The 6,458-nt window shown below is 66.1% G+C and carries 4 protein-coding genes and 1 pseudogene; 1 reads left to right on the forward strand and 4 read right to left on the reverse strand.

Features of this window, described 5'->3' with window-relative positions:
• From WCE35_RS20570 to WCE35_RS20585, 4 genes and pseudogenes are all read right to left on the reverse strand, one after another.
• A pseudogene (locus WCE35_RS20570) lies at positions 1 to 201 on the reverse strand (ligase-associated DNA damage response endonuclease PdeM); the annotation flags it as partial.
• 42 nt (positions 202 to 243) lie between these two features.
• On the reverse strand, positions 244 to 2,823 hold the full coding sequence (locus WCE35_RS20575) for a ligase-associated DNA damage response DEXH box helicase (RefSeq protein WP_424595159.1): 2,580 nt from the start codon (positions 2,821 to 2,823) through the stop codon (positions 244 to 246).
• Positions 2,824 to 2,915: 92 nt separating this feature from the next.
• Entirely contained in the window at positions 2,916 to 4,145 is a 1,230-nt protein-coding gene (locus WCE35_RS20580; protein ID WP_424595160.1) for an ABC transporter substrate-binding protein, read from the reverse strand.
• A gap of 114 nt (positions 4,146 to 4,259) precedes the next feature.
• Positions 4,260 to 5,186: a methyltransferase domain-containing protein gene (locus WCE35_RS20585; protein WP_424595162.1), complete on the reverse strand. Its 927-nt coding sequence runs from the start codon at positions 5,184 to 5,186 to the stop codon at positions 4,260 to 4,262.
• Positions 5,187 to 5,338: 152 nt separating this feature from the next.
• On the opposite strand from WCE35_RS20585, the gene WCE35_RS20590 reads away from it, so the two are divergent.
• The gene (locus WCE35_RS20590) at positions 5,339 to 6,379 is read left to right on the forward strand and encodes a ligase-associated DNA damage response exonuclease (RefSeq protein WP_424595161.1); all 1,041 of its coding nucleotides are present in this window, start codon (positions 5,339 to 5,341) and stop codon (positions 6,377 to 6,379) included.
• Positions 6,380 to 6,458 lie beyond the last annotated feature (79 nt).

Consider the following 6,458-nt stretch of genomic DNA (forward strand, 5'->3'; position numbering starts at 1 on the left):
CCGCGCGATGACGGCCGCGAGCCGGCCCAGCGTCGCCACGGTGTCGTAGGGCGGCAGCAGCACGCCGCGCGCGGCGAAACTCGAACCTTTTTCAAGATGCAGGTCGGAAACGACCAGCAGGCTCTGCTCTTCCCAGAACAGCGCGCCGGAGAGGTCGGCCACCAGCGTGACGCCGGCGATGGTAACTGTCGAAGCGCGCATGGTCTGGATATCTCCCGAAGATTGCGCGCCTGTCGTCACGTTTTATCCCGTCGCCTCTTTGACAAGCTCGTCGGCGGCTTCCGCCAAAAGCTCGTCGGATGCTTCGCCATAGACCTGTTCGCGGCCAATTTCCAGCATCACCGGGACCGCGAGCGGCGAAATCCGGTCGAGTTCCCGGTGGGTGATTCGCCCCTGGATGCGGGAGAGCATATCACCGAGCCGGCGCAGGTCGAGCAGGCCGGTGGCGGCATCGGCGCGCGCCGCGCGCAACAGCACGTGGTCGGGCTGGTGCTTGCGCAGCACGTCGTAGATCAGATCGGTCGAGAACAGCACCTGGCGGCGGCTCTTTTCCTCGCCGGTAAAGCGCCGCGCGATCAGGCCTGATATCACCGCGCAGCTGCGGAAGGTGCGCTTCATCAGCGCGGATTCGGCGAGCCACGCCTCGAGATCGTCGCCCAGCATGTCCGGATCGAACAGCGCGCCGAGATCGAGCTTGCCGTGCCGGATCATGAACGAGACGTCGCCGAGCCCCCATACGGCCAGCGCATATTCATTGGCGACAAAGCCGAGCGGGCGGGCCCGCGCGCGTTCCAGCCGGCGCGTCAACAGCATGCCGAGCGTCTGGTGCGCCAGCCGGCCCTCGAAGGGATAGCAGACGAGGTAATGCTTGTCCGCGCGGGGAAAGGTTTCGACCAATAGCTCGCGCACCGCCGGTACCTGCGAGAATTTGTTCTGCAACGCCAGCCAGTCATGCACCTGGTCCGGCAGCGCGTTCCAGGCGCGCCGGTCGTCGAGCAGTTTGCGGACGCGCTCGGCGAGATAGGTCGAGAGCGGAAACTTGCCGCCCGCATAGGACGGCACTTTCGCATCCTTGTCGTTGGCGCGGGAGACATAGACCTGGTCCTCGGCCAGCGCCTCGTAGCGAACCACCTCGCCGCCGAACACAAAAGTGTCGCCGACCACGAGCCCTTCGATGAAATATTCCTCGATTTCGCCGAGCATCCGCCCGCCGCGCCCGAGCGCGCCGGTCGATCCCCTGTCGCCCTTGCCGCCGCCGCGCGAGCGCACCAGTCGCACCTTCAGCATCGCTTCTTCGACGATGGTGCCGACATTGAGCCGATAGCTTTGCCGCACCCGGGGATTGGCGACGCGCCAGCGCGAATCCGGATTTTTTGCCTTGTCCTGCCTGATGCGCGCAAAACGCTCATAGGTCTTCAGCGCATAGCCGCCGGTGGCGACGAAATCGACCACGTCGTCGAAATCGGTCCGCGCGAGAGCGGAATAGGGCGCCGCCGTCAGCACTTCGGCGTAGAGTTCATCGGCGAGAAACGGCTCGCCGCAGGCGCAGCCGAGCACGTGCTGCGCCAGCACGTCGAGCGCGCCGATCCGCAGCGGCGGGGTGTCCTGCGCATTCTCCGCGATTGCGTCGATCGCGACGCGGCATTCCAGCACCTCGAAACGGTTGGCCGGAACAAGAACGGCGCGCGAAGCCTCGTCGATGCGGTGGTTGGCGCGGCCGATCCGCTGCATCAGCCGCGAGGCGCCCTTGGGCGCGCCGATATTGATGACGAGGTCGACGTCGCCCCAGTCGACGCCGAGATCGAGCGAGGAGGTGCAGACCACGCCGCGCAGCTTGCCCGCCGCCATCGCGTCCTCGACCTTGCGGCGCTGCGCGACATCGAGCGAGCCGTGATGCAGCGCGATCGCCAGCCCGTCGTCGTTCATGCGCCAGAGGTCCTGGAACAGCATCTCGGCCTGGCTGCGGGTGTTGACGAACACCAGCGTGGTGCTGTTGCGCTTGATCAGGTCGTAGACCTCGTTCAGCGCGTGACGCGCGGAATGGCCGGCCCATGGCAGGCGCTCTCTGGTGTCGAGCATCTCGACAACGGGCGCGGCCGCGCCGCCGGCGACCACGATGTCGGCGGAATAGCCGATGCCGCCGCGCTGCGGCACCAGGAACCGCGCCAGCGATTCCGGCTCGGCGACGGTCGCCGATAATCCGATCGCCCGCATGTCAGGCGCGAGCCGCCACAGCCGCGCCAGAGCGAGCGACAACAGATCGCCGCGCTTGGAGGTGACCAGCGCATGCAATTCGTCGAGCACGATGCGCTTCAGCGAGCCGAACAGGAACGGCGCGTCGTCGGAGGACAACAGCAGCGCCAGTTGCTCGGGCGTGGTGAGCAGAATGTCCGGCGGATAGCGCCGCTGCCGCTGCCGCCGCGACATCGGGGTGTCGCCGGTGCGGGTCTCGACCTTGACGGCCAAGCCCATTTGCGCGATCGGCGCTTCCAGGTTGCGCGCGATGTCGACCGCGAGCGCCTTGAGCGGCGAGATGTAGAGGGTGTGCAGGCCGCCGGTCCGCCGCACGCCGCGGCCGGCGGAAACAAGTCCAGGTGGCGTTAGCGAAGAAAGTTCCACCAGGGTCGGCAGAAATCCCGCCAGCGTCTTGCCGGCGCCGGTCGGCGCGATCAGCAGCGCGGAACGGTCGTCACGGGCTTTTTCGAGCAGCGCCAATTGATGCTCGCGCGGCGACCAGCCGCGCGACGCGAACCATTTCTGGAAACGGTCGGGCAATAGCGCGGCCGTCTCGGCCGATGGTGCGGGCAAAATGCGGGGCGGCACGGATCAAGACGTAAGCCGTTAGACGCGCCTCGTCGAGGGCCACCTGGTCACCTCGCCCCGCTTGCGGGGCGAGGGAGATTGACACCGCCCCATTACTCCGTGACCGGCTTGTCGGAAATATCCCAGTCCTTGCCGTTGAAGATCGAGATGTAGAGCGTCTTCATCGGCGTGTAGTCGTCGGGCGTATAGCTGAAATTGATGCCATCGAGGAAATACGGCGAATGGAAGCCGGCCAGGGTGGTGGCCTGCTTCAGCACGTTGGCGCGGGTGAGATCGTCGCCGCAGCGGCGCAGGATTTCCGCCATCGACGCCACCTGGCCATAGCCGGCGAAGGCGATGGTGTTGTCGGGATCGACGGTCGGCAGATATTTCTTGCGCAGTTCCTCGAACGCCATCACGTCGGGATCCTTCTCCCAGCGCGGCACGCCGACTTCCTTGGCGTAGCGGATCGCGACGATGCCGGTCGCGTTCTCGAAACCCGCGGCGTTGAGGATGGAGCGGCCGGTCGATCCCGCCGACAGCAATTGCAGCGGCTTCCAGCCGAGTTCCACTACTTTGCGGATCGACTGCGATGCCGCCTTGCCGGTGGTGATATTGTAGAAGACGTCCGCGCCGGACTTCGAAAGATTGATGAGCTGGGAATCGACCGTCGGCTCCGTCAGGTCGTAGGTCTGCTCCATGATCACCTTGGCGGTGCCGCCGGCGTCCGCCAGCACCTGCTTGAAGGGACCGAGGAAGTCGCGGCCGAAATCGTCGTTCTGGTAGAGAATGCCGATCTTCGCATTCGGCTTCACGCCCACGACATGCTTGGCGAGAATCCGCGCCTCGGTCGGATACAGCGGCAGGCCCGCCATGGTCCATTTATGGTTCTTCGGATCGTTCCACTTCGACGCGCCGGTGTTGAGCAGCAGCTGCGGCACGCCCTTGGCGTTGAGATATTTGTGCACGGCGGTCTGCGGCGCGGTGCCGAGCGAGCCGAACAGCGCCAGCACTTCGTCCTGCTCCACCAGCCGCCGCGTCGCCTCGACGCATTTCGGCGCGCTGTAGGCGTCGTCCATGGACAGGAACTTCACCTTGCGGCCGTTGATGCCGCCCTTGTCGTTCAGCATCTGGAAATAGGCTTCGCCGACCCGGCCGATGACGCCGTACAGCGAACCCGGCCCGCTATGCGGCACGGTCTGCCCGAGTTTGATTTCTGTGTCGCTGGAACCCGGATCGTATTTCTTCTCGGCGGCCCAGAGGTAGGGGGCCGGCATGGCGGATGCGGCGATGGTGGCAAGCGCGGTGGCGCCGAATTCGCGCCTCGATGGTTTGCTGTTCATTGTTGTTTTCTCCCTGCAAGCCGCATTGATCTGACATTCCGGCAGCCCCGGCAATAGCGAACTGGCCACTTTGCGACGCAATGCCGCTATTCGATATCGGCGTAGCGACTGGACTCACGTTCGGGTCGCGACCGCGACCAGGCCCGGCACCGGCACCTGGTCCTCGTTGCGGGCGGAGAGGCGCTTCAGCTGCGATAATTCCAGACCGGCGGCTTCGACCGACGCGCGCACGCAAGGCACGCCGTGCGCATAGCGCAGCCCTTCGCCGAGGATGACGCCCTCGCCTTGATGCGTTTCGACGGTGAACGCCAGCAGGCCGCCGGCGACCAGCACGCGCCTTGCCTCGGCAAGCACCGGCGCCAGATCGGCGACATAGACCATGGCGTCCGCGGCGAGGATCAGATCGGCGCTGGCAGCCGGCCTGCTTCGCAAACCTCTGAACATGTCGTCGACCTCGAGCTCCGCATAGAGCCCGGTGGCGCGCGCCCGTTCGATCATGCGCGGCGACAGGTCGATGCCGATGAAATGATCGACCTCGCTGGCGAACGCGGCGGCCACGAGCCCGGTGCCGCAGCCGAGATCGATGGCGCGTTCGAAGAAGGCGGGTTTTCGGGCAGCTGATCGCACCGACAGCACCGCCCTGAATAACAATGCCGGGCCGCGATAGCCGAGATCGTCCACCAGCGCGGATTCAAACCTCGGCGCGTATTGATCGAACAGCACCTGCACATAGCGAGGCGGCATGTCCGACACCGGCTCAGTGCCGAGCCGCATCAGGCGCAGGGTGGCGCCATGGCGGTCATCGGGGTCGGCGGCGCGCGCATTGCGGAACGCCGCGATCGCGGCGTCGTGCTCGCCGAGCCGCTCGCGGATTTCGCCGAGCGTGAACCAGGCCGAGGCGAAGTTCGGCGCCAGCTCCGTCGCCTGCAGCAACAGATCGGCGGCGGCGGCCAGATTGCCCTTCAACCGCAGATCGCGCGCGAATTCGTAGCGGCGGTCGGCCATCAGATCGCCGGAGGACAGGAACAGGCGCGCGGGCATCGGCTCTATATTCGTCATTGCCGGAGTCCTGTCCCCGACCTGATCGGTGATGATCCGGCAATCCATCGGTCGACATTTCTTTAGATGGATGCGCGGGTCAAGCCCGCGCATGACGGCTAAAAATCCGACATGAGGCGCCCTATATGGTCGGAATGCGCCCGCAAGACATCCTGATGCCCGTTGCCGCCGGCCTGTGCTGCAGGGCAGGCGGTTTCCACATCGACCCGGTGCGGCCGGTCGAGCGCGCCGTCATCACCCATGGTCATTCCGACCATGCCCGCCCCGGCCATGGCGCGGTGCTGGCGACACAGGAGACGCTCGACCTGATGCGGCTGCGCTATGGCGACAAATTCGCCGGCCGCACGCAGGCGGTTGGCTATGGCGATGCGATCCGGCTCGGCGACGTCACCGTCAAATTCCATCCCGCCGGCCATGTGCTGGGCTCGGCGCAGATCGAGGTGTCTTGCAGGGACACCCGCATCGTCGCCTCCGGCGACTACAAGGACGTTGCCGATCCGACCTGCGCACCGTTCGAGGTGGTGGCGTGCGACGTGTTCATCACCGAGGCGACGTTCGGCCTGCCGGTGTTCCGCCACGGCAATGCCGCGGACGAGATCGGGAAACTGCTGGCGTCCGTCACCCTGTTTCCGGAGCGCGCGCATCTGGTCGGCGCCTATTCGCTCGGCAAGGCGCAGCGCGTGATCGCGCTGATCCGCGCGGCCGGCTACGACGCGCCGATCTACCTGCACGGCGCGATGGAGAAGATCACGCACTATTATGAAAGCCGTGGTGTCGCCTTGGGCGATCTGCGCCCGGTCAAGGGCATGAAGAAGGCCGATCTCGCCGGCACCATCACGCTGGCACCGCCGTCGGCGACATCGGATATCTGGACGCGGCGCTTTCCCGATCCGGTGACCGCGTTCGCCTCGGGCTGGATGCGGGTACGCGCCCGCGCCCGCCAGCGCGGCGTCGAACTGCCGCTGGTGATTTCCGACCATGCCGACTGGGACGGCCTGACCGCGACCATCGCAGCGACCGGCGCCGGCGAGGTCTGGGTCACCCACGGCCAGGAAGACGCGCTGGTGCACTGGTGCAAGGCGCAAAACCTCGCCGCGCGGCCGCTCGATCTGGTCGGCTATGGCGATGAGGATGAAAACGAGGCTTTGCCCGCCGGCGAGGATTCCGCGGCATGAACCGTTTCGCCGAACTGCTCGATCGCCTCGCCTACGAGCCCGGCCGCAACAACAAGCTGCGGCTGCTCACCGCCTATCT

Source organism: Bradyrhizobium sp. (assembly GCF_049691595.1).
Taxonomy (GTDB): domain Bacteria; phylum Pseudomonadota; class Alphaproteobacteria; order Rhizobiales; family Xanthobacteraceae; genus Bradyrhizobium.